The sequence below is a fragment of the Leptospira licerasiae serovar Varillal str. VAR 010 genome, assembly GCF_000244755.1.
Lineage (GTDB): Bacteria > Spirochaetota > Leptospiria > Leptospirales > Leptospiraceae > Leptospira_B > Leptospira_B licerasiae.
Genome location: NZ_AHOO02000005.1, coordinates 1343580 through 1366622 on the forward strand (window position 1 = coordinate 1343580; position 23043 = coordinate 1366622).

The 23043-nt window shown below is 41.1% G+C and carries 22 protein-coding genes; 13 read left to right on the top strand and 9 right to left on the bottom strand.

Annotated elements, in window-relative coordinates:
* Window positions 1-2: 2 nt before the first annotated feature.
* The 4 genes from LEP1GSC185_RS06825 to LEP1GSC185_RS06840 are packed head-to-tail and all read left to right on the top strand — an operon-like array spanning window position 3 to window position 6169.
* Window positions 3-1610 (top strand): TolC family protein, encoded by a 1608-nt coding sequence (locus LEP1GSC185_RS06825; protein WP_008594379.1) that lies wholly within the window; start codon window positions 3-5, stop codon window positions 1608-1610.
* Window positions 1607-4906, top strand: coding sequence for an efflux RND transporter permease subunit (locus LEP1GSC185_RS06830; RefSeq protein ID WP_008595495.1), 3300 nt, complete (start codon window positions 1607-1609; stop codon window positions 4904-4906). Before LEP1GSC185_RS06825 ends, LEP1GSC185_RS06830 begins: the two co-directional genes overlap by 4 nt.
* Before the next feature lie 5 nt (window positions 4907-4911).
* Window positions 4912-5511, top strand: a complete 600-nt coding sequence (locus tag LEP1GSC185_RS06835) for a TetR/AcrR family transcriptional regulator (protein ID WP_008595752.1) — start codon at window positions 4912-4914, stop codon at window positions 5509-5511.
* A gap of 40 nt (window positions 5512-5551) precedes the next feature.
* The gene (locus tag LEP1GSC185_RS06840; protein WP_008594247.1) at window positions 5552-6169 is read left to right on the top strand and encodes a TetR/AcrR family transcriptional regulator; all 618 of its coding nucleotides are present in this window, start codon (window positions 5552-5554) and stop codon (window positions 6167-6169) included.
* A gap of 1283 nt (window positions 6170-7452) precedes the next feature.
* Here the strand turns inward: LEP1GSC185_RS06840 and LEP1GSC185_RS20130 are convergent.
* The gene (locus LEP1GSC185_RS20130) at window positions 7453-7611 is read right to left on the bottom strand and encodes a hypothetical protein (RefSeq protein ID WP_232298492.1); all 159 of its coding nucleotides are present in this window, start codon (window positions 7609-7611) and stop codon (window positions 7453-7455) included.
* Window positions 7612-7624: 13 nt separating this feature from the next.
* Here LEP1GSC185_RS20130 and LEP1GSC185_RS20135 point away from each other — a divergent pair, with 13 nt between their 5' ends.
* Together LEP1GSC185_RS20135 and LEP1GSC185_RS06850 are read left to right on the top strand one after the other, a co-directional pair.
* The gene (locus tag LEP1GSC185_RS20135) at window positions 7625-8605 is read left to right on the top strand and encodes a hypothetical protein (protein ID WP_232298493.1); all 981 of its coding nucleotides are present in this window, start codon (window positions 7625-7627) and stop codon (window positions 8603-8605) included.
* Window positions 8606-8616: 11 nt separating this feature from the next.
* Window positions 8617-8901 carry a hypothetical protein gene (locus LEP1GSC185_RS06850; RefSeq protein ID WP_139032639.1) on the top strand — a complete coding sequence of 95 codons (285 nt, stop codon included), beginning with the start codon at window positions 8617-8619 and terminating at the stop codon, window positions 8899-8901.
* On the opposite strand, the gene LEP1GSC185_RS06855 is transcribed toward LEP1GSC185_RS06850, so the two are convergent.
* From LEP1GSC185_RS06855 to LEP1GSC185_RS06870, 4 genes are all read right to left on the bottom strand, one after another.
* Window positions 8902-10338 (bottom strand): DUF2079 domain-containing protein, encoded by a 1437-nt coding sequence (locus LEP1GSC185_RS06855; protein WP_008595157.1) that lies wholly within the window; start codon window positions 10336-10338, stop codon window positions 8902-8904. It lies immediately after the preceding gene.
* Between the two features lie 73 nt (window positions 10339-10411).
* Complete coding sequence (gene leuA2 / locus LEP1GSC185_RS06860) at window positions 10412-11656, bottom strand: 2-isopropylmalate synthase LeuA2 (RefSeq protein ID WP_232298514.1); 1245 nt, start codon at window positions 11654-11656, stop codon at window positions 10412-10414.
* A 465-nt stretch (window positions 11657-12121) separates the two neighbouring features.
* Entirely contained in the window at window positions 12122-12733 is a 612-nt protein-coding gene (locus LEP1GSC185_RS06865; RefSeq protein WP_010513579.1) for a tetratricopeptide repeat protein, read from the bottom strand.
* Complete coding sequence (locus LEP1GSC185_RS06870) at window positions 12672-13406, bottom strand: hypothetical protein (RefSeq protein ID WP_232298494.1); 735 nt, start codon at window positions 13404-13406, stop codon at window positions 12672-12674. Before LEP1GSC185_RS06870 ends, LEP1GSC185_RS06865 begins: the two co-directional genes overlap by 62 nt.
* A 324-nt stretch (window positions 13407-13730) precedes the next feature.
* Between LEP1GSC185_RS06870 and LEP1GSC185_RS06875 the strand changes: the two genes are divergently transcribed.
* The 4 genes from LEP1GSC185_RS06875 to epsC all read left to right on the top strand — a co-directional run bounded on the left by LEP1GSC185_RS06875 (window position 13731) and on the right by epsC (window position 15548).
* The gene (locus tag LEP1GSC185_RS06875) at window positions 13731-14333 is read left to right on the top strand and encodes a hypothetical protein (RefSeq protein WP_008594913.1); all 603 of its coding nucleotides are present in this window, start codon (window positions 13731-13733) and stop codon (window positions 14331-14333) included.
* 61 nt (window positions 14334-14394) lie between these two features.
* Complete coding sequence (locus LEP1GSC185_RS06880; RefSeq protein ID WP_008595192.1) at window positions 14395-14583, top strand: hypothetical protein; 189 nt, start codon at window positions 14395-14397, stop codon at window positions 14581-14583.
* 8 nt (window positions 14584-14591) lie between these two features.
* Entirely contained in the window at window positions 14592-14993 is a 402-nt protein-coding gene (locus LEP1GSC185_RS06885; RefSeq protein ID WP_008595469.1) for a phage holin family protein, read from the top strand.
* Between the two features lie 9 nt (window positions 14994-15002).
* The gene (epsC, locus tag LEP1GSC185_RS06890; RefSeq protein ID WP_008594335.1) at window positions 15003-15548 is read left to right on the top strand and encodes a serine O-acetyltransferase EpsC; all 546 of its coding nucleotides are present in this window, start codon (window positions 15003-15005) and stop codon (window positions 15546-15548) included.
* Between the two features lie 4 nt (window positions 15549-15552).
* On the opposite strand, the gene LEP1GSC185_RS06895 is transcribed toward epsC, so the two are convergent.
* Window positions 15553-16158, bottom strand: a complete 606-nt coding sequence (locus LEP1GSC185_RS06895; protein ID WP_008595436.1) for a TetR/AcrR family transcriptional regulator — start codon at window positions 16156-16158, stop codon at window positions 15553-15555.
* Window positions 16159-16248: 90 nt separating this feature from the next.
* On the opposite strand from LEP1GSC185_RS06895, the gene LEP1GSC185_RS06900 reads away from it, so the two are divergent.
* Entirely contained in the window at window positions 16249-17271 is a 1023-nt protein-coding gene (locus LEP1GSC185_RS06900) for a zinc-dependent alcohol dehydrogenase (RefSeq protein ID WP_008593521.1), read from the top strand.
* A 42-nt stretch (window positions 17272-17313) separates the two neighbouring features.
* Here the strand turns inward: LEP1GSC185_RS06900 and LEP1GSC185_RS06905 are convergent, their stop codons facing one another.
* Together LEP1GSC185_RS06905 and LEP1GSC185_RS06910 are read right to left on the bottom strand one after the other, a co-directional pair.
* Entirely contained in the window at window positions 17314-17976 is a 663-nt protein-coding gene (locus LEP1GSC185_RS06905) for a DsbA family protein (protein ID WP_029607843.1), read from the bottom strand.
* 94 nt (window positions 17977-18070) lie between these two features.
* A complete protein-coding gene (locus LEP1GSC185_RS06910) occupies window positions 18071-18355 on the bottom strand; it encodes an LIC10816 family protein (protein ID WP_010513568.1) in 285 nt (94 codons plus the stop codon).
* Between the two features lie 373 nt (window positions 18356-18728).
* Between LEP1GSC185_RS06910 and LEP1GSC185_RS06915 the strand changes: the two genes are divergently transcribed.
* Window positions 18729-19874 carry a M14 family metallopeptidase gene (locus tag LEP1GSC185_RS06915; RefSeq protein WP_029607842.1) on the top strand — a complete coding sequence of 382 codons (1146 nt, stop codon included), beginning with the start codon at window positions 18729-18731 and terminating at the stop codon, window positions 19872-19874.
* Between the two features lie 34 nt (window positions 19875-19908).
* Here LEP1GSC185_RS06915 and LEP1GSC185_RS06920 read toward each other — a convergent pair whose 3' ends face one another.
* Window positions 19909-21672 (bottom strand): GAF domain-containing SpoIIE family protein phosphatase, encoded by a 1764-nt coding sequence (locus tag LEP1GSC185_RS06920; RefSeq protein ID WP_008593803.1) that lies wholly within the window; start codon window positions 21670-21672, stop codon window positions 19909-19911.
* A 132-nt stretch (window positions 21673-21804) separates the two neighbouring features.
* Between LEP1GSC185_RS06920 and LEP1GSC185_RS06925 the strand changes: the two genes are divergently transcribed.
* Window positions 21805-23040, top strand: coding sequence for a metallophosphoesterase (locus tag LEP1GSC185_RS06925; protein ID WP_010513563.1), 1236 nt, complete (start codon window positions 21805-21807; stop codon window positions 23038-23040).
* Window positions 23041-23043: the final 3 nt, after the last annotated feature.

The following is a 23043-nucleotide window of genomic DNA, read 5'->3' on the forward strand; positions in this document are numbered from 1 at the left end:
CAATGGCTGGAAACAAAATATACTATAAATGTTTCCCATTGGATGTTATGCAGCACAAACAGAATCAGGCAACCTTTTACAGCTTTGTTTACTTAGGCATTTTTCTAAGTTCATTTTCTATCTTCGGAGATACTCGAGACGATCTAGAGAAGGAAAGAGTTTGGACCACCACATCTCTTATTCGTTACTCTTTGGAGAATTCAGTTCAGGCAAAGATGAGCCGGCTGGACTTAGAGAACTCCGAATATGATTGGGAGAAGGAGAACGGTAAATACAATTTTATCGGAACCTTATCCGCTAATACGCAGAAGACCAATAATTTACCTCTTCCTCAATACACTTTGCAAGGTAGAGAGATCACAAGTAACACACTCTCCGCGGGTCTATCAAAAGTTTTTAATACAGGGACCACTGCTAGTTTAACCGTTTCCGATAACCGTTACGAAACTGACGCGGGGAAAAGACCGGAGCAACAGGGCACGATCGCTCAACAATTCGCGCAACCAAGTCTTCATTTTGCAAATCTCGGTTTTACTTTGAAACAGGAATTATTGAAGAATATTTTCGGGTACCAGCAAAGAAGATCTTTGGAGATCAGTCGGAGAAGTTCGGCTGCAAAAAGATTGGATGCGATGAATACTCTTTCCAGATCCGTAGTCCAGTCTCTATTATCTTTTTGGAATCTATCGTTAGCGGATGAAAATCTTAAAACCGCAGAGCTACTCGTCAAAAGTGTAAAAAATGTAAAAGATATTACAACTTCTAAGGTGAGGATGGGAGTGGCTGAAGATTACGAGTCCGGGCAATGGGCTGCACTTTTAATTTCGGCGGAAAACCAACTCAGACAGGCGAAACTTGAAAAGGATAAGGTTAGAAGGGACCTATTGGTCTCGCTTGGGAAAGATCCGGAGACTAAGGTGAATTTTTCCCTGGTCCTGGATGATTCTCTCCCTTCTTTAGGCGCAGAAGATTCCGAAACGGAAGAAGCCTTTCAACATCGATACGATTTCAAGAGTCTCGCATTACAAAAACAAAATGCGGGGACTGCACTGGAGATCTCCAAGAACGGATTATTGCCCTCTCTCTATGTGAGTGGGACTTATAATTCCCGCGAATACGATCGTAATTTTCCGCAGAGTTTTGATGGAATAGGTGCGGGGAGATTTACCCAGAATTCAGCAGAGATCAAGATGGATTATCCCCTCGGAAATGATACTGCTAGAGCGGAATATAAGAATTCTTTAACACAAAGTAGAAAGATGGATCTTCTTTTGGAACAAACAAAAGAGCAGGTCAAAACAGACGTAAGACAAGGGTTACAAAAGATCAGCACCACTTACGAGATCCTGGAAGAATCCAAAAAGAATCTATCTCAAGCGGAGAAGTTTTACTCGGGCATTCTGCCCAGATACAGATACGGAAGAGCCACGTCCGTAAACGTTAAGAACGCATTGGACCTGGTAGCCCAGGCTAGATACGGACTGATGCAGGCAAAAGTGAATTATAACTCGGCCCTAGTACAATACGAACTCTCTAAGGGCACACTATTCCGCAAATACGGAATGGATGCCGAAGAAGTTCTGAACCAAAACACCGGAGATCAAAAATGAATTTTGCGGAACTATCGATCAAACGACCGATATTTATTACCTGTACGGTTCTCATCATTCTTGTTTCGGGATATCTTTCCCTGAATAAGTTGGGAGTAGACCTTTTTCCTAACGTAACAATTCCGGTGGTCACAGTAACTGTGCCTTATCCGGGAGCTGCACCCAACGAGATCGAAACTCTGATCGCCAAACCTGTGGAAGACGAACTTTCCACAATCTCAGGAGTAAAAAGGATCCGATCTACTTGTAGTGAAGGGTCGGGAACGATCATCCTTGAATTTACCTTGGAAACCGACGTAAAATACGCGGAACAACAGGTAAGAGATAAGGTCTCCGCTGTAAAACCTAAATTACCGAACGATATCAAAGAACCGATCATCAGAAGGATAGACCCTGCGGATCAGCCGATCATCATTCTTGCATTGAATGCAAACTTAAGTGAAGCTCAGATCTACGATATCGCAAACGAAGAGATCAAACAGAATCTTTTAACTGCAAAGGACGTGGGAAATATCACGATCTATGGCGGTCGTAAAAGAGAGATCCATGTCGCTTTAGATAGACAAAAATTAAAACAACATATGATCCCTGCTTCTGTGGTTTCCAATCGTTTGGCTTCCGGTGGTACTAATATCCCTGCAGGTAAAGTGAGTAAGGCGGATTCGGAGTTGGTATATAGAACCATCAACGAATTCAAATCTCCTCAAGAGATCAGGGACACCCCGATTTCCTTATTCGGGAACGAGGTTCCGGTAAAGATAGGACAATTGGGTGAAGTAGTAGATACTTTAGAGGATGAAAGTACTCGCGCGTATTTTAACGGTAAGAAAGCAGTCTTCTTATTAGTATTTAAACAATCAGGGTCGAATACTGTTGCGGTAGCGCAAGAGGTCAAAAAAAGGATCGATGATTTGAATAAGGAACTTGCGAGAAGAGAAGGTGGCGCAGTCCTTTCTATTGCAAACGATAATTCCATTCAGATCGACGATAACATCTACGATGTAAAAGAAACGATCATCATAGGTATCGCACTCACGATCGTAGTGGTTCTATTATTCTTAGGAAGTGTTCGATCCACAATTATTACCGGACTTGCATTGCCTAATTCGCTTTTGGGCGCATTCATCTTGATGGCGGTTGCAGGATTTACCGTAAACGTGATGACACTTCTTGCATTGAGCTTGGCAGTCGGACTACTCATCGACGACGCAATCGTAGTTCGGGAAAATATTTTCCGACATAGGGAGATGGGCAAAACCGCAAGAGAAGCTTCTACCGAGGGAACTAAGGAAGTAACATTAGCGGTAATCGCAACTACTATGACGGTGATCGCAGTGTTCTTGCCGATCGCATTTGTGAGCGGAGTAGTAGGGCAGTTCTTAAGAGAATTCGGACTTACAGTATGTTTCGCACTTTTGATCTCTCTTTATGATGCACTTACGATCGCTCCGATGTTATCCGCGTATTTCGGCGGAAAAATCTCAGGATCGCATGCGCATGCAGGTCATGGAAATTCTTCGCAAGAATTCTTAAGCGTTCCATCAGACGGAAAGAAAAAGAAGAAAAACGGTGCAACCACCGCTTTCGAAGAGATCGCGTTTTCTAAGATAAGGGCACAAGAAGCTCCGAAAGGAATTATTTCCAGGATCTTCTCTGCTGTATTTGAGCTCTTAAAATTCGTATTCGGAGTATTAGGAAGAATTCTTTCACCTGTAGAGAAGGGTTTGGATAAGGTATTATCCGGATTTAACGTATTCCAGACTTGGTTGGAGAATATCTACGCAAACGTTTTGAAATTCACTTTAAAACGTCCGGTATTCATATTGAGTAGTGCGGTCTTAATCTTTGTTGCCAGCTTGATGCTGACCAAGTATATTCCTAAAACATTCTTACCTGCGCAGGACCAAGGAAAATTCCAAGTTACTTTGGACATGCCTCCCGGCACTTCCGTACAAAAGATGGCGGAGATCGCTCAGGAAGCATATAAAGAGATTTCTTCTCATAAAGAAGTTAAATTGGTGGCTATGTTCAATACGAACAGGACTGCGACAATGTTTGTGGAGATGATCCCTGCGAAAGAAAGAAATATGAACACTTCTCAGTTCAAGGATCTTCTTCGTAAAGAATTGGAATCATTTTCCTACGCAAACCCGATCGTTAAAGATGTGGATAACGTGGGTGGAGGACAAAGGCCTTTTACTCTGGTAGTCAGCGGACAGAACGGAAAAGTAGTGGAGGAATATTCCAGAAAACTTTTCGAAAGATTAAGAGAATCTAAAGCTCTTTTGGATGTGGATACAAGTTATAGAGCCGGCGCTCCGGAATTCAGAGTGGTGCCTGATCGCCAAAGAGAAGTTCTACTCGGAATTCCGGGAACTGTGATCGGAACGGAATTAAGAACTCTTGTGGAGGGAACTACTCCCGCTGTCTATCGTGAGAACGGAGTGGAATACGATATTCGTGTTCGATTGAAAGAAGGACAGAGAGATTTGAAGGACAACTTTTATAATTCTTTCGTTCCTAACTTTAACAATATGATGATTCCAATTCAGAACGTCGCAAAAGCGGAAGAGACGACAGGTCTTGCTACTATCAACCGTATGAACAGGAACCAATCAGTTGAGATCTATGCCGACGTAAATCCGGATGGGCCTGGTATGGGCGGAGCAATGGAAGAAGTAGCAAAACTGACACAGACAGAAATGCCTCTTCCTCCAGGAGTCCGTATCGGATACACGGGACAGGCTGAGAACTTTAAGGAGATGGGAACTTCTCTCGGGATCGCTATGGGACTCGGTGTGTTATTCATCTATATGGTCCTTGCATCCTTGTATGAAAGTTTTATAACACCTATCGCGATTATGCTGGTCCTTCCTTTGGCGCTTTGTGGAGCGTTCATCGCTCTATTCTTGACCCAAAAGTCTTTGGATATATTTTCCATGATCGGGCTAATCATGCTCATCGGAGTGGCTACAAAGAATTCGATCTTACTCGTGGACTTCACGAACCAGCTCATACAAAGAGGTGTGGAAATGAAAGAAGCGATCATAGAAGCAGGAAGAGAACGTCTTCGCCCTATCCTGATGACATCCTTCGCTTTGATTGCAGGTATGGCTCCTATTGCGATCGGACTAAACGAAGCGTCCAAACAAAGGACGAGTATGGGGGTCGCGATCATAGGCGGATTGATCTCTTCCACCGTACTTACGTTAGTAGTAGTGCCGGCAGCGTTTTCCTATATAGAGAAGTTGAATAATCTAGTCCGTAGGAATTCTCCGGATCCGGATGCGCGATAAATATCATGGATTTCTCCGAGAAAAAAAATAGGCTCCGAGTTTTACTCGGAGCATCTAGAGTCTTTCTGCGGAAAGGTTATGCGAAAACTAAAATGGAGGATCTTGTAGAAGAATCCAAAATCGGAAAAAAGACCTTATACGAATACTACTCGAACAAAGAAGAAATTTTAAAAGCCGCTGCCGACTATCGTCAAACCAAGGCTGCCTTTAAACTTAAGAAAATTCGAAACAATGGCGCTCTGGACTTCTCTAAACGATTTGTGAAGATGAGAAAGGAGCTGTTGGATGTTTGTAAGCCCGGCCATTTCGCATTATGGAAGGAATTGCAGGATCAAATTCCGGAAATATGGAGAATGATTAAGACAAAAAGGGTCCAATTAATAGATACTGAAATAGAAAGGTTATTAGAAGAGGGGAAAAAATTAGGAGAATTCAGAGCGGACTTGAGGCCTGACTTGTTCATCATGGCATTAATTGCCTGTTCAGATGCGGTTTACAAGTGGGAGCAAAACCCGACCGAGCGTCGGGCCAATATATCCGAACTGGACAATATTTTTCTTTATGGCATAATACGCAGAGGAAAGGAGACGTTAAAATCGTCTTGAGATTGAAAAATCGTTTCCTAAGCGAAAGGGGGATAATAAAGTGCACAGCGCCGTGGAACAAGAACTAACCCAAGAGAAGGACGAAGTACGTCAGAGAATATTCGAAAAATCGTTCGAGCTATTTTTGCGATACGGTTTTGCGAAGACTCGAATGGAAGAGATCGCTCGAACTCTTAGGATCAGTCGTAAAACACTTTATAAACACTTCGCCAATAAGCATGAATTGTTAAAAGAAGTGATGACTGATAAACATCTCAGAATTCACGGACGTATTGAAGGGATTTTCCAAGACCCGGAAAAATCCATTAAAGAAAAGATCCAATCAATGAGAGGTTGTCTCTCTTCCGAGATCCCTCACGGAATGAACGAATTTTTAAGAGAGATCCGTGACCAGGCTCCTGACATTTGGAAACAAATCCAGTCTCTAAAAGAAAAAAATATAAACAGAACAATGAGAAAGATGATCGAGACCGGCATCAAGAACGGTGAAATCCGTTCGGATGTGAATCCTGATATCGTACTTCTAATTCACTCAGCAGCTTCCGAAGCGATGTTCGACCCGAACTTTTTAGCGCAGACCCCGTATTCTATCCGAGATCTGGTCCAAGAGCTGGATAATATTATTTTTTACGGCATTGTAAAAAGAGAAGATACATAAAAGTAGGAAAGTTTTACACTTTTGATCGTATTCTTTTTTTTTCTCATCTTCTTCTTTTCGACCGCAGTTTGTTATCTATTCTTATCTAGATATAAAGAGTTAGGAAAGATTGGCCTTGCGGTCACATCTGTCTCGATAGTCTTACTTTGGATAGGCCTTACAGCTTTTCTGTTGACTGCCTTTGGGCTTTATCGTCTCGACAGAGTAATATATTCTATCACATTTTTAGCAAGTATCAGTCTGGCTATTTTATTTCAGCGCAGACAACATGGTTTAAAAGAGAAATTTTCCATTTTGGAAATTGGAAAAAAAGAACTTTTGTTTCTCATTCTCTTCTCTTTGTTTTCATTTTATCTTTATGCATGTTTTCCCACTCAATACATAGATGGTGGAAGGGATCAGGGACAATATACAATTTTTGGATACGTGATTGCAAAGACAGGCGGGTTTAATCTGGATATACCAGATTCACAATTGATCCGTAATGTTTTTGGAAGTTCAGTTTTGCTCGATTACCAGGCTATCACCTTGGATCCAAGAGCGGAAATTGATCGTAGATTCCCTGCTTTTTTTCATCTATTACCTTCCTATTTAGCAATCGGGTATGATCTATTCGGGATGTACGGACTGCTTGGAGTAAATTCCGTTTTCGGATTTATTTCTGTTTTTCTTTTTTATTTAGTCCTAAGAAGGCTTTCTGACCCGTTAGTAGCGGGCGCCGCTTTGGTTTTATACGTTCTAAATGCATCACAATTATGGAATATTCGCTCGACTTTATCTGAGCCAATTTCCCAGTTTCTGTTATTACTAACAGCCTACTTATTGCAAACATTCTTCAAGACCAAGAATGGATTTATAATGTCAGCGATAGGAGCTATTTTAGGGATCAGTTGTCTTGTTCGAATTGATGGCTTTACCTATTTCCCCGCATTAGCTTTATATTCTGTTTATCTGGTGTTAGTCTCTCCTAAATACTTTAGGAATTTCTTATTCTTTTTTCTTTCATTCTCCTTTGTGTGTTTCATTGCGGCAATATATTCCTATTGTCGCTCTTTAATGTATGTCGAAGCTCATTGGCTATATGTAAAACTTTTAATTATCAGTTTCTGCTTTTCGGTTGGATTGGTCTTTTCTGAGGCGACGGTGCTAAAAGTGACACCTACTATTTTGGAAGATCTAAGAGTCTGGTTGAAGAATAAGAAAAAGACTCTGCGAATTATTACTTATATCCTAATTGTTAGTTTAATAGGTCTTGTTTATTTAATTCGATCCAATTTTGTGAATCAACTGAGTAACTTTGCTAATCCCGCTAATAAAGAGATAAATTTCGTATCCGCCTTCTTTTGGTATGTCCCATTTTGGCTTTTTTTCTTTCTTCCTTTCGCATTTGACTTTTTTTTGTTTCGAAGAAGGGGAATTCGATCTTCTTTTTTATTCTTCATAGGTTCCTTACTATTGTTTTTATATTTATTAGATCCTAGGATTCATCCGGATCATTTTTGGGCAACACGACGGTGGGTCATTATTTCAATTCCGTTTGCCATTCTATGTTCTTTCCTGGGAATCCGATCGATCCCTGGTTTAAAAGAGAGATGGAAAACTTATATTCTGATTTTAGGGTTTTTATCTGGACTTGCATATACGATCTGGCGATCCAATCTGATTTTGTTTCAACCAATGATGGGGTCATATTTGGAGGGATATGAACGATTCTCCAAATCGTTACCGCTCGACCGAGGAATATACTTTACTACTAAAAGAGCGATTGCAAGCCCTCTACGTTACATGTATGGAAGAAATATTTTCTTAATTCAAAATTCTATGGAATTTCTAAATAGGGTTCCCGAACTTTTGAAATTGGGAAAGAAAGTTTATATCATACAGAATGGAGATTTTTCGGGGTACAAATCTAATTTAAAATTCTATAAAGTAGCAAGTCTGAATTTAATGGGGAAATTTCCGATTGAATCAGTATACAAATTTCCCGAGTTTCTATATCATAAAAATTTGAATCTTCAAGTTTTCAGGGTCGAATCATCTGACAGAATACCTTCTGATGAACCTATCGAAATGACATGGAATCCCGCTGACGGAGGATTTCTATCCAAAGTGGGTATGATAGAAGAAGATGGGACGATCTCTGCAACAAGACATCGCGGGCCTCTCGTTTATGGTCCTTTTCTCACCCTACCTGGTGGAAAATATGAATTACAATTCATTGGAAAAAATCTTCGGAATGCAGAATTTGACATAGTATGCAATGGTGGTTCAGATCGGTTGCTGGAAATTCAAAAAGGTACTAAAGATAGTATTGAAACTTTGGTATTTGAAGTGAAGCGTCCGATTGTGGATGATTTGGAATTTAGAGTTTTTGTAGAAGGAAAATCTGGTGTCAAAATTGATAAGATTTCCTTGAAAACAATAATTAAAAAATGAGATTATAAGAAATGAAGAGGAATTTTATGCGTTATGCTTTGGTTTTTTCAATATCGTTACTACTTTCTTTAGGTAGTACATATGCCGGGGACAAAGATAAGGGAGACTCCTGTAATAGTGATATCCAATGTGGATATGGATTGCAATGTACAGGCGGAGTTTGTACTAAAAAACAAGAATTCGATCATGGTAATAGTGGAAAATCAGGAAACCAATGCAATAATGACGGAGATTGTATCGGATCAGGAAAATGTGTATCCGGTTCTTTCGGAAAAAAATACTGCAGCGGTAATTAATTAAAGCGTAATCTTACGCCAGACAAGTATTCTTGATCCATAATCTTCTTTTCGATAGAGTTGATTCTTATCGAAATAATGTATCATTTCGCTTACTGATTTGCTAGCTGGCACTAATTCTTCTTCCGGACTGCGCAGAACTACCAAGTCAGGATACCATTTGCCGGACTCTATATTCTTCCAATCATGGTAAGGCAGCCTAATATCGTTTCCACAAAATAGATATGTAGCATAAGAAAAAGAAGCGAAAACTTTTCCTTCACATCCGGATCTTAAGCGAACCAATGTGAGAGTGTCTTGGATAGAATTTGATACGCTGGCTTTCCCTCTCTTGATCAATTTAGCCACTGTAGGTCCGCGGCCGCTATAATTCCCAGGAAAAAGTAGAAGGAAGATCGATATGAAGATAAGTCCAATTGTAGGAACAAGAATCAATCTTTTGTCCTTTCGGAAATGGGTGAGTCGACTATATAGGTTCGAGATCGCGAAAGGAATCGAATAATAAAATAATAATATAGCAGGAAGCCCGAAGTAAAAAGAAAAAAAAGCTCTGTCCTGAGATATGGACGACATCCAGAGCCCAGCTACTGCGATTCCGGGAAGAGCTCTCCATCCGGAAAAAATAGGTAGGGCTAGTACACTCGCAAATAAATACTTGAACTGTCCGGAAATCAGAAGTTTGAAATATGAAAAAGGATTTTGGAATAGGTCGATCAAGATCTCGGATTTACTTTTACCCCATTTATCGGAAAAATGCGAAACCTTATCCGGAAAATACATTGGGGTAAACCAAACTAATACTATTCCTACATATAATAATATCACAAAGAAATATAGTAATAATATTTTTCCGCGCGCTTTCCCGAAAAGTAGAGATGTTGTCCCAATTGCATATATCCAAGCGTCTTCTTTGACCATTAATGCAAGCAAAAGGAAGGGGAGGGATATTAAAAAAGAGCCTCGATTTGCATATAGTAAAAAGCCCGAAAAGAGAGGGATCCATAATGTCTCAAAATGAGGATAAAGGTGCGCGTGAGTTACATATGGGTTTAATAAAAATGTGATACTCAAAATCCAGGAATATTCGAATTCAGGTGCTATTTCTGAAAAATAACGCTCTAACAGTACGATACCTAAAGATATACTAACACATTGTATGATTAGCCATAACTCTATATAGGGGAAAAAATGAAATAGAAAAGAGAGCAAACCAAGTATATACGAGGAATGTTCTTGAAGAAACGGAACGCCGAACTCATAAGACCAAAAATACCCCACAGACTTCGGAGTTGCCAGTGCATATAAAATCGATCCGGAATCATGCCATTCGACTTGAAGAGTGACGTATTGGATACCGGATAGAGTTATTAAATAGATTAAGGAAACTAAGAATAAAATCCAGGACTTTCTTTCGGTTCCGTATCTAAGAAGATTCATAAGAAATTACGAACCAATTTCTATAAGCGGAAACCGATTGAAAATACTTATTTTTACTCTCCGGGATTCTTGATCAATCCACTGAAATTTTTTTCCGAACTGACGGCTTACTAATACTCCTCAATTTCCCCAATTCGTCTTTGATCTCCTCGATCGATAATTCTCCCCCTCCTGAATTTTCGGAGATGGACTTTAAGATCGGTTGTAATTTGGAAGCTTCTTCTTTGGAAACGGAGATCCCTGACTGCATTAGAATTTCATAAATTGCAGATTTGCCTGATTGGCTTGTGAATGCTATCCTATCTCCTTCCGGTCTTCCGATCAGATCTGCATCGAAAGCACGATAGGCTCCCTTTTTCATATCCTTAGTTTTGGAGACTCCGTCTTGGTGGATACCACTTCTATGAGCGACCACGTCCTCTCCGATCAAAGGAGCTTTTTCAGGGATAGGGACGCCTGACATACGAGAAACGATACGAGATGTCTCGTAAATCGTCTGAAGATCCAAGTTCACTTTAACTCCGCAATTATGAAGAGCGATTGCAACTTCGTAAGTGTTTGTATTTCCGGCTCTTTCCCCCAAACCGTTTAATGCGGTTTCCAATTGGGTGGCTCCTGCAAAAAAACTTTCCACAGTCGTTGCGGTGGCCATTCCCAAGTCGTTATGAGTATGGACCGAAATTTTACTTCCTTGGGGCAAAGAATCTGCGACTTTGCGGACCATCGCTACGAACAAATAAGGCCTATACCTTTCCACAGTATTAGGAAGGTTCACAACATCTGCGCCTGCTTCCAATGCCACTTGGAATGCTTCCACGGCAAAATCCATATTCTCCAAAGAATCTCCGAAATGTTCTCCGGAGAATTGGACCTCTCCGTAGTTCCCCGCTAATTTACGAGCGTATGAAACGGATCGTATTATGTTTTCTTTAACTTCTTTTTCGGAAATCCCCAATACATTTCGGATCGTAAAATCGCTGATCGGATAAACTATATGGATCCTTGGGCGAGGCGCCTTTTTGATCGCTTCCCAAGAAAGATCTATCTCCTTTTCCACGGCTCTGGAAAGGCTGGAGATCGCAATATTCTCCGGAGCCAAAGAAGCAAGATAAGAACATGCTTCGAAGTCTTGTTTACTTGCGGAAGCAAATCCAACTTCTATCCCTTGCACTCCTAACTTAACAAGTCTCTTAAATATGATCTCTTTTTCTTCCAGGTTCCAAGGTTTACGTAGTGCTTGGTTGCCGTCCCTTAATGTAACATCCATGAAGAATGGAGATACAGGAGGAGTTTTCAAACCCTGACCGGGAATGATCATCTCTTGGATGGAAGGATATTGTGTCGCGGAGATCGCGTTTGATTTTTGTTCCATGGTCACTCTCTTTTTCCGGCCTCGAGCGAGAGATTTTGCCGGGAGAAAGCCCTGATACAAAAAAACCCGCTCAGAGGAGCGGGTTTTTGCACGCGCAAGTTTTCCGTCCTCTCAACTCCAAAGAAGGAGTAAGAGGAGACCGAGCATATTAGCTTGGAAGAAATTCTGCGCCATACTTATACTTTTAGACTCGGCAAATTGGAAAAGGAAGTCAAGTAGAAAAGAAAAAATTTGGGCGACTCCTCGCGAACGACCCGTAGGGAGTGAGCGAGCTCGAGATAGCCGGAGGCGTTATCGAGAGCACACCAAACTGTAATCTTCGCGGGGCCGCGCTGCTGCGGGTTCGCGCATTCGCGCTCATCCGGGCAAGGCCCGGACTAAAGCCCTACGCATCGCTGTCGCAGGCCCTGATCAGATATCTTCTTCTTTTTTGAGAAAACTCCAGATGCCGCCTTGTTCGAATTGTTTCTCTTCCAGCAATTGTTTAAGTTGAAGATATTCTTTTTTGACCTGGTCCGGGATGCCGACAATCTCCAATTTATGGAAAGTTTCTCTGGCTTCTTCGAAACGATTTGTTCTTACATAACAAATCGCTAATGCGTATAGAGTAGGAGAATCGGACAACTCCGATTCAGGCAAGTCCTTAAGAAGATCCAACGCCCTATCAAACTTAGAGGCGCCTGTATAAACAGCCGCCAAATTTTTTTTAGCGAATACGTCATTATCGTCCAACTCTAAAGCTTTAGAAAGATGGAATTCAGCTTTAGGTTTATCCTTTTTACGAGCGAACAAAACTCCGAGTCCCACCCAAGCTTGGACATGCGCCGGTTCCAAACGGATACATTCTTGGAGAGCTGATTCAGCAGGAGCCATTTCGCCTAATTGAGAAAGGCACATTCCTAAATGAAAGAATGCGTTAGGATTATTCTGTTCCGATTCTGTCCAAGATATCAGTACGGACTTAGCGGAATTCGAATCCCCTTTTTTCAGATAATCCAATGCGGTTTTCAGTCTTGGATCCATTCTTTTTCCATTTCTTTTCTTCCTTATGGATACGACTATCTTTTTCCTCTTTAGTTTCTCTATTACAATGTTGGGAAGAAGCTCTCCATTCCCATTCCGCGTTGATCTTGAGCCATTCTTTGTCTATCTGGTATTTTTCCATGAGAGTATCCAATAAACGAACGTCGTCCCAATCGTCCGCGTTCACAAAATGATTGGATTCTTTCATAAATTCCTTTTTCCAACGGGAAACAAATTCGTCCAAATGATCTTCTTTAAAATCTTCTAAACTGTCTTCGGAGTTTGCGCATTCATTGATCAGGAACTCTACATGTTTTTTTCTGATCTTAGCTTCCGAAGTTTCGGTAACTCTTTGGTAAGTTACGTAGATGGTCCCTAAAATTAAAGTGGTTTCGAAAGCGAACGGAACGGGAGTAATGGCTGCAATCGCAAGTACTCCTCCCAATTTTCTCACTATGGAACTGCTGTCTTTTTTGAGTTCGGATTTATACAAGGAAACCTCTTTGATCCTTTCCGTGTATTTTTGTTTTTGAGGACCTATGAATTCGATGTCGAATTTTTCCAGATCCGAAAATGCGTCTTTGTATTTTGTCTTAAGACTCAAGTCCGTTCTATAAACGTTACCTTCTTCATTCGTATAAAACAGGGAATACTGATGTTCTCTTGAAATCAAAGACTTATCTCCTCTCGGAAAAGAAGAGCAAGAGTAGATGGATAATAAAATCAAGATTTGAATTCGTTTGGAAAGTTTGCGTTTTTGTTTTATGGGGGAAAATATTAGAAGTATTTGATGGTTTATGGCTAAATGTCGCATAATAGGCCTTCCCGATCGGTCTTGGCGCTTATTTTATATCCGGTCCAAATTCAGAGTCGGACATAGGAAATAAATTTCTAAACCTTGTTTTGTATGTAACCTTTGCCGATTTGTATCCGTCCAACTGCGATTTTAGCTGGACAGAAATTCTTTCCGGGGTTTCATAGAGGCGACGGACATTCTATGAATTCATTCTTTAAATATTCTATTATATTTTTTGTATCCGCTTCTTCTCTGTTTGTATCTTGTTCCGGTGCGGAAAAGAAAAACCCAGAAGTTCAGTTACCTTCTTCCGGAGAGCAAAGATCCGAAATGCCTGTGCTGGTCCAATTCGAAGATGATCTGGAATATGATGTAAAAACTTTGATGGCAACATTTGCTACAGGGACGGAAGGAAAGGACAGAAGATTAGATCGAGAATATGCAAAATTTCCAATCTTGGTCGGGACAGGCGCCAGATCCAAAGAATTGGAATTAGAAGGTACAGTCACTCGAAGAGTTTCCTGGAGCAAATCCGAAAGAAAAGAAGTGCTTATCTCAATCGAAGGAAACAAGCTCACTCATAACTGCGGTTTAGGAATCACCGATAAGTCCCTAAACTTCTCAGACTCAGGCAAAAAGCCGTTTAGATCCGTTCGTTTATTCTTCCAAAGTACTGGAGTGAGAGATACTCCTCGCACTGGGTTTGCTTGGGTTTTAGGGTTCGGGACTTACTTACTCTATCCTTTGATCTATACCGGTTTTGTGGTCGAAAAGATGGATTGTGGATTGGTCTTAGAAGGTTAGATCATAATTTTGCTTTTCGAATTCGTCTAATAGGAAGAATATAACAGAAAGGAAGAAGAATATGCCTTATATGGCTGTCGGATCTCGACAAATTTTATATTCCGATTCTTCGGCTCCTGCCTTAGTGGGAGACCAACCCAGAGAAGTAGCTTCCGTTTCGGACAACGCTGTAGTGCAACCACAAACAGTGGTGGTCCCTCCGGGCGGATTACCTCCTCATTTGGGACAGTTCCTAGATTCTACAGTTTAAGGACATAGATGTACAGACTTCTTTTTTCCGTTTTACTCCAATCCTTGGTAGTAGTTTTCGTTTTTCCTCTGATCGATTCGGATTTTCGTATCAGCAATAATGTTTGGGATGTAATAGTAATCGTTCTATTCTTCGGCTTTTTGAATTTTATTCTAAGATGGTTCCTTGTTCTGGTCACATTCGGGGTCGGATATCTGGTTTATCTTTTGAGCTTAGGGATAGCAGGTCTCGTCGTGAATGCAATCGTTCTATCTTGGATTGCAAATATTTTCCCTGATAAGATTTTTGTGCCCGGTTTTTGGGCCGCTTTCTGGGGAGGGGCAATTTTAACTCTGGCAAATTACGTAGCGAAAAAAGAAAGCAGAGAGGAATATTCTAGATCTGAACGCAAAAATAAAAAATCCTATTAAATTTTCCGAATGATTCGAGAGATCCAAGCAATTTTCAAGAATGACCCTGCTGCCAGGGGGTTGGAATTTATACTTTACCCAGGGTTACATTCCATCCTGATGCATAAATATATTGCATATCCTTTATATAAGATAAGATTAAAGTTTCTGGCACGGTTTGTTTCTCAGTTCAGTCGTTTTCTTACCGGAATAGAGATCCACCCGGGAGCAAAGATCGGTAGCGGACTATTCATAGATCATGGGATGGGGATCGTGATCGGCGGGACTGCAGAGATTGGAGATGATTGTATCTTATTCCATGGGGTTACTTTGGGAGGAACAGGAAATCACCAAGGGAAACGTCATCCTACTATCGGAAATAATGTTCTTATAGGCGCAAGAGCCACGGTCTTAGGTCCTGTCCATGTGGGCAATAATGTGAAGATAGGAGCGGAAGCAGTTATCATCGACCATGATATTCCTGACGATTGTACTGTGGTGGGAGCGCCCGGAAAGATCGTAAGATTAAAAGGGAAGAAAGTAAAGATCCCCCTGAAGAAGACCAAAATAGTTTAGGTTTTTATGATGCTTTTTTCAATTCGGAAAGCATCTCCTCTTCTAACTCGTTAAAATATTTGGGATCGTGGGTCATCACGTAAAATTGTGAATTTCCCTGGAATAATTTCAGGAATAGTTCAGCCTTCTTTCTGGAATCAAAGTTTGTCGGAAGTGCAGAGACCTTTTTGCTCCTTTCGAAATAATTTTCTAAACAAGAAGTCCAGGACTCCAATACGTTAGAACTTCTTGCAGCAAGATCCGGTTCAGGTTTATCTAAACTTCCCATAAATCTAGCGAGAGGGCATCCGAAATATTTCCCGGATTTAACCTGTTTTTTCAAAAGAGCCATCCATCTATGCACAAACTCTTGGGGTGTTTCGGATCTTTCCATGAGTCTCTCCCAACCTACTTGAAAATCCCTTCCTTGGCGCTCTAGGTATTCTTTTCCCAGATCTTCTTTGGTTGGGAAATATCTATAAAAGCTGGCCTTATGAGATTCAGACTCGTCGATTACCTGGTTGATAGAGGTCCCAGCATAACCTTGGGAATACATCAAGCGAACGGCAGTGGATGCTATCCTTTCGAAAGGACCTTCCCCGGAGGCAGATTCCTGTTTTCGTTTGCTCATCAGACTAAAATAAAATTGTAGACTAACTGGTCTATCCTATTTTTATGAGGACGATTGCGGGTAGACTGATTGGTCTATTGGAGGAAAACCATGCAACAATTGTTATTTTCTAAAAGAAATCGCGTGGAATGGGAAGAAGTTCCTGATCCTAAACTTTCCGGACCGAACCAGGCATTGGTCCGTCCCTTGGCGGTTGCCAGATGCGATTTGGATCTTCCTATTTTAAGAGGACAAACATTATTTCGCCCTCCTTTTCCTTTGGGCCATGAGTTTGTGGGAGAAATTATAGAAACAAGCGAAGAGTTATCTTCACTCTTTCCTAAGGGGACTCGAGTTGCAGTTCCGTTCCAAATTTCCTGCGGGCATTGTGCAAATTGTGAAACCGGTCTGACTAAAAGTTGTAGTACCGTTCCTCATACAAGCGCTTACGGAATGGGAAAAGGTGCAAAAGAATTTGGCGGGGCTATTTCTGATTCCGTTCTTGTCCCTTATGCAAAGGAGATGTTAATTCCTTTTTCCAATAAGACCGATCCGGCTGCGATTGCAAGTATCAGCGATAATATTGTAGAGGCTTGGAAACTAGTAGGTATACATCTCCAACAAAACAAGAATAGATCCGTTCTTGTTCTGGGAGGTTTTGCCTCGAGCATCGGCTTGTATACTGCGGCTCTTGCAAAACATATGGGTGCCGCTGAACTTGTTTATGTAGACACGGATAAAAAACGTTTGCAGATCGCGGAATCTTACGGAGTGAAAGTGGAGCAGGTAACTTCCTTTCCGAAAAGTTTAGGTAAGTTCGATATAGTCGCGGATGCGAACGGAACTGCGGAAGGTTGGGACTGTGGTCTTAGATCTCTCGGAATAGAGGGAGAGTTCGGATCTGCATCTATTTTCTGGACGAATAGTATTCCGATCCCTTATTTAGAATTGTATAATAATGGAGCAACAATCCGTTTAGGAAGAGTTAGATCCAGAGAATGGATCCCTGAAATTTTGAGATTAGTAGAAGAGGAAGGATTCGATCCTTCTAAGGTCACCACTCGTAAGGCATCCTGGTCGGAAGCGGCGGACGCTTTTCTGGAAGAGGAGACCAAGTTGATCGTTGTCAGATAAAGTACATTGGCATTTAAGGACGAGGAAACTCGTCCTTCTTTTTTAATATTGCCCTATAGATCTGAAATAGTCCCCTAAAAGAGCATCCACCTCTTCAAAGGAAGAGTATCCTTTGGTTAAGATCCCTCTGTCTAAACCGTCCGAAAATACCAAACAAGGAAACCCGGTCACACCTAAGATATATCCGTAATTGAAATCATTCCTTGTTTCTAATAAAGTTTCTTCTCTATAGTATAATTCTTTGAATTCATCTAAAGGGAAGGAAAGCTCCGAGGCTATCTCTGCGTATGTCTCGAAACTGCTTGGGTCCTTTCCCTTGGAATGAAAACTTTCCAGCAGCTTATCTAAAAAAGAGAAGGATAAGCTAGGATTGATCCTTTGCGCCGTGATAACCGCTCTTGAACCAGGTTCTGAATCGTATCTTATGTTTCGATCTTGGAGTATATCGTAGTGGAAATTTCGTTTGGAGATCCGTTCCACTTCCTTCCAAAGATATTTAAGTTTTTCAGTAACTTCTTCAGTGAAGTTCTCCGCTTCCGGTCCGTATTTTAATCCACCGAGTACGAGTGTGAATTCTATTTTATCCGAGTATTTTTCTCTGATCTTTTCAAAAACAGGAGAGAAGCCGTAACACCAGGCACACACCGGATCGGCTACGTAAAGGATGGAATGTTTGGTATCCGGACGTTTGAATTCTAGGCTCACAGAGAACAGGGATAATTCTTCTTTTATCTTTTCCAACTAAAAAAGGCGGGAACATGTCCCGCCTTCCTTTCCTTTTCAATTAGGAGGATTCTTTTTAGATTTCGTTCGGGTGTTTGACGTAGTAGAGCGATAGCCATACTACCCCGAAAAGTACCCCCGCGTAAGCTAGGATCGCAGTTGCGATGTCGATCATAGGAAGAACAGCAGCTATAGGTGTAACTTTAACCGCAGTAATCTTCGTAGCTTCACCAAGAATTAGGAAGAGACCTCCCAATCCGATTAAGTGATAGCGATTCATCGCATCCTTGGATACTCGGGCAAACCGGGCAAACACAGGAACAGCCAAAAGCGCTAATGCGAAGATGGTCACTGTATCCATGTTCATACCTCCTTAAGGTACTAGGTTAGACCGATGAGGAGGTTCATACATTTCACTATAGTTAAAAAATTATTTTAAAAAAACATCATGTAATATAACGGATGATTAATAATAAGATCAGGGTTATAGTTCTTAAGGGTTAAATCATATTTTTATTTTATGTATCACGAAAGTGATGGTTTTTATTTAAAGATTTTGATAATGATTAGTATATTATAATACTATAACATGATTATATTTTTTGGGTTGCCGTGAATTGTCCTCTGTTAGGGTCGGTCAGGGCCGACCGACCTTCTTCTTTTCATGGAATCGTAATCTAAAGGTAAAATTTTTTTTTGGACCGGAAAACGGCGTTAAGTATGTTCGTGATTCAGTGGACGTATTATCGTACTATTTGGAAACCTACGAAGCCTGTAGAAAGGCCTTTCTATCTTACAAGAAGCAATTAAAATCCAAGTTTGCTCGTTTCGACTATGAATGTCTTGAGATCCCGAAAGAAGGGGGACAACTGGATGTTTATTGTTTGGGAGAAAAGAAAAAGCCGGCAAAACGTTTGGTCGTAATGAGCTCTGGTATCCACGGAGTGGAAGGATTTGCAGGTTCGGCATTCCAGCGCAGATGGATCGAGGAATTCCTGCTGGATGATAAAAGCGCTTATAAACTCCCTAAAAATTCAGATTTTCTGATCTTACATGGGATAAATGCACACGGCTTCAAAAACTTTCTAAGAGTAAACGAAAGGAATGTGGACTTAAATCGTAACTTCGCATTAAAAAGAGAGAAGTTGCATAAGAAGTTCAAAAACAAAAAATATAGAAAGATCCAAAGTTTCTTAAATCCGAGTTCGGAATTCGGTAATTTTTTATTCGAGTACATATTCTTTATTATCCGGTTTTTAGGAGTAGTGATCCGTTTCGGGGCTAAATACGTTTTGGATGCAGCGGTAAACGGCCAATACGAATTTCCGAAAGGGATCTATTATGGCGGCAGAAAGCCTGAACCCGTTGTCAGAGTTTTGAGAAAGTATTTCAAAAAAGTCTTAAAACCTTACGATCGTATTTTGATCTTAGACTTTCATACCGGTTACGGGGCTAAGAATGGACTTAGCTTAATGCATAATGCTGAAAATGGCTCAAGGACGGACAAAAATCTAAATAAGGTCTTTGGAGATTTTGGTCTTCTTTTAAACGAAGGTGAAGAGGATTTTTATAGGACCTCAGGGGATTTTACTGATTTTTTCGGTAAAATTTTCACTCAAGAAAAAGATCTATATCCAATCACTATCGAGTTAGGAACTTTCGGAAACCTGAATGTAATGGGAGCTATTCGAGGAAGTTTTTTAATGATTAGCGAGAATCGTATTCGATTTCACGGCTCCAAATCCGAATCGGAAGCCGATAAGGTAAGAGAAGAATTTAAACAAATGTTCTATCCGAGTAGAGAAGATTGGAGACTCGCCGCAATGGATCATGTCTTCGGGATCGTTCCGGAAGCGATTACTAGGTTTTCTAAGCTTTAACAGTTCCCCGGTCATTTAGGCCGTGAAGACGATCTTAAACTCTGTCCACGATCAACAGAGTAACATCATCTTCGAAATCGGATCTATGGCAATAAGTCCTACATTCTTTGATCAGACTTTCCGCGGCTTCCGCCGAATGGGACTGGGAATGAGTTCGAACGGCTAGGGTCAGTAGGTCTTCGCTATATCTTCTTGTTCTGTCCGAATTGGAATGTTCAGTGAGTCCGTCTGTGTAAAGCACCAATCTGTCTTGGGGTTGGAAAGCGGTTACATATTCTTCGAAGAATAGATCAGGGATCACTCCGACTAATTTTCCTTTTGTTTCAAGATGTAAGGAACTTCCTTCCGATCTCCTATACAAAATCGGAGGATTATGACCTGCGTTCGTATAAGACATCGTATTTGTGCCTGTATGGATGATCGCATAAAAAGCGGTGAGGAAATTTCCCGCTAATTTATTATACAGCGCGTAGTTGAGTGCTGTAAAAAATTTGGAAGGGCTTCCCAATGTTTCGGAATCGAATGTGCTTACAACAGTATGTATGACAGTGGCTACTACCGACGCAGAAAGTCCGTGGCCGGAAACGTCTGCGATCAGAACAGCACTCCGATTTTCATCTAGCTTTAGAATATTATAAAAATCTCCACCTACATTATCGTAAGGGATATGTTGAACTCCGAACTCCAATCCGCCAACATAAGGAAGGCTAGATGGAAGTATCTTATGCATTACTTCTCGAGCACGTTTTAGCTCTCTATCAGTATCCAGAACTTTATGGAATAAATTCGCGTTTTTAATGGTGACACTTAGCCTATTCGCGATTGCTCCCAACATTTCTAAATCCGCATGTGTGAACGCAAATCCTGAATACTTATTGTTTACGCTGATAACTCCTAATAGCTCTCCTCGGAAAAGTAAAGGAGCCGATATAAGTGAGTTCGCTTCGAATTTATATTTTGCGCTTTTATCATATCTTGGATCTTCGTCCAGGTTTTGGATAAGTAGGCTTTGTTTTTCTTTTGCAACCCAGCCCGAAATTCCTTCTCCGTAAGGTACCTGTATATTATGGATAGCTTCTTCCGGAATTCCTCTAGCGGCTAGGACTCGTAGGACTTCCAAAGTCGGGTCTGCCAAATAGATGGTCCCTGCTTTTGCTTCTAAGAATTCGAGTACCTTGTCTAAGAGCCAATTTCCTAATTCATTGATACTTTTTTCGGCGACCGTTAATTTTTCGAATTCGTAAAGTAGTCGTAGCTCCAACACCCTCTTCTTCAGGGTTTCGTGAGCTTGTGCATTTTTGATCGCGATTGCCGCCATTTCAGAAAGTGAGTTTAACACTTCCAGATCCGAATTTTCGAAACTTCTGTTTTGGGACTTATTTAAGATCTCTAAGGTTCCGATCACCTTGTCTTGGATGAATAATGGAACGCAGGCGAGCGATCTGGTCCTAAATCCGGTCTTTTGATCTAAAGCAGGATTAAATCTTGGATCAGTATAAGCGTCTTCCAGAATGATCGGTTTTTTTTCTTTTGCCACCCAGCCTGCGATTCCCTGCCCAGGTTCTAATCTCGCGTATTTCTGGATGATCTCTCCTTTTTCGCCCAAAGCTACTTCGCAGTATAAAAATCCGTCCTTTTCCTCTAAAAGAAATAAGGAGCTTGCTTCCGCTTCCAACAGATCTTTGGAATACAGCATAATCAAAGGTAGAAGTTGGTAAAGGTCCAGATTGGCGTTTAGGATCGTACTCGTATTCAGTAGGCTTTTGTATTTTCTGGTTTCCGAGTCAATAGTGGACATAGATGGGGCAAGACTCTCATGGATCGGCGAGTAAGTCAACGGATTGTCGTTTTCCTTCGGAACAAAATGTGAGAAAGGCGTTTTTTGGAGGAACTCCAACCCTTTTTTTCGGTCGGATATATTAGTCTGGCAATGGAGTTCGATTTGCAAAGGTTAGTGATTTTTCTCAGTGTTTTTACAGTAATTCTTTTGATAGGTTATTCTTATGCGACCAGTCGTTTGATCGCGCCTTTCGAACTCGGAACTTTTCAGGAGGTCTCTCTATGGATTGGAGTGGTTTTTCTGGTCCTTCTTACTCCTAGCGCTTATCTTTTGAGTTTGTTTTTTAGAGAAACCCATTGGCAAAAGTTCTGGGCTTATTCCGCTTTTACTACTTTGGGATTTGCAACCATACTTGTTTCCTTCGTGGTCTTCAAGGATCTGGGAAATTTGGTCTGGAAAGGCGTCGTATATCTTTCGGACCTTTTGCAGCCTAATAGTATTTCTGTCGCATCAGCCGAAACCGAAGCATTATTAGGGTCGGAAAAATTCGGAAGAGCGGATTTTTTAGCAAGGTTCTCTTCCTTCGCACTTTTGGGAATTGCAGGCGGATTGACCGCCTTCGGATTCTACCAGGCTAAAAAAACTCCTACGATCAAGCAGGTAAGAATTAAAGTAAAGGATCTACCCGACGGCCTGGACGGTTTTAAGATCGTGCAACTTTCCGATATCCATATCGGACCTACGATCAAAGGAAAATTTTTAGAAGGTGTGGTCTCCAAGACAAACTCTCTGCAGCCGGATCTGGTAGCGATTACCGGAGATTTGGTGGATGGAACAGTCGGCATGTTGAAACATCATGTGTCTCCTCTAAAAAATCTGGAATCCAAACATGGTACATTTTTCGTAACCGGGAACCACGAGTATTATTCTGGAGTGATCGCTTGGATCAGAGAATTAGAGGATCTTGGGATCAATGTATTATTAAATCAGAATAAACTAATAGATCATAACGGGGCAAAGATCGCTGTAGCAGGTGTGACTGATTATAAAGCCCATACTGTGATCCCTGGCCATAGAACGGATCCAAAGCAGGCTTCTCTCGGAACGGAGGATGCTCATTATAAAGTGTTACTTGCTCACCAACCGAATTCCATTTTTGAGGCAGCTAAAGTAGGCTACGATTTACAACTCTCCGGCCATACTCATGGAGGTCAGTACTTTCCGGGAAACTTGTTCATCCATTTATTCCAAAAATTTGTGGCCGGATTGAGTAAATGGGAAGACACTCAACTTTACGTAAGTAGAGGGACGGGATATTGGGGGCCTCCTTTAAGAATAGGAGCTCCTTCCGAGATCACTCTGCTAGTTTTGGAAAAACAGTCTTAGAAC